Here is a 762-nt window from a genome sequence, read left to right on the forward strand (position 1 = left end):
TGCTCATCTGGATTTCCTTGAGCGTACTTATTGGCAATCGCGTTATTCGATTTCTTTTCCTCGTTTACGCCCTTGTGCCGGTAATACACCTGCGTCGGGATTACAACCGAAATCCGTCATGACGGATAAGCAGTTGGTGCAATTGATTTGCGCCTATCGGCTGTTTAATCCGGAAGTGGAATTGTCATTGTCGACGCGCGAATCACCACAGTTTCGCGACAATGTTTTGCCGTTAGGCATCACGAGTATGTCTGCGGCATCGAAAACACAACCCGGTGGTTATGCGACCGAAGAGGTGGAATTGGAGCAGTTCGAAATCAGTGACGAGCGTAGCGCGGCATCGGTAGAAGACATGATCAGAGCGAAAGGTTTCGACCCGGTCTGGCGTGATTGGCACTCAGCTTACTCAGGTTAACCGAGGCGTTTACTGTGTCATTGGCATGTTTCACGTGAAACATTGTGATTGAATGAACGCTTAGCTTTGAGTTTCATGGATGTGATTTATGGGCTGCGATTTACGAATTTAGCCCCAAAAAAGGCTCTCCAAGTGGAGAGCCTTTTCTATTTTATCTTTAATAGATGTTCGCACTTTTGTTTAAGAGTGAGCCAACGGCAGAGTTGCTTCGCGTAGCCATTCTTTTACTTCGCCTTCAACAAGCGGGCTGATTTGTTCCCATACTTTTTGATGGTAGTCGTTCAACCAAGCAAGTTCTGGACGAGTCAGCATATCGACATTGATATTACGTTTGTCGATTGGACAGC

At 46.6% G+C, this 762-nt stretch carries 1 protein-coding gene and 1 pseudogene; one reads left to right on the plus strand and one right to left on the minus strand.

The window, feature by feature from the left end; all coding sequences use genetic code 11:
* Window positions 1–415: pseudogene (thiH, locus tag R7E78_RS26160) on the plus strand (2-iminoacetate synthase ThiH); the annotation flags it as partial.
* A 180-nt stretch (window positions 416–595) separates the two neighbouring features.
* Here thiH and R7E78_RS26165 read toward each other — a convergent pair.
* Window positions 596–762, minus strand: a 167-nt coding sequence (locus R7E78_RS26165; RefSeq protein WP_318058614.1) for a M24 family metallopeptidase C-terminal domain-containing protein, incomplete at its 5' end; no start/stop codon positions are given.

This window comes from Vibrio sp. YT-19(2023) (assembly GCF_033337395.1).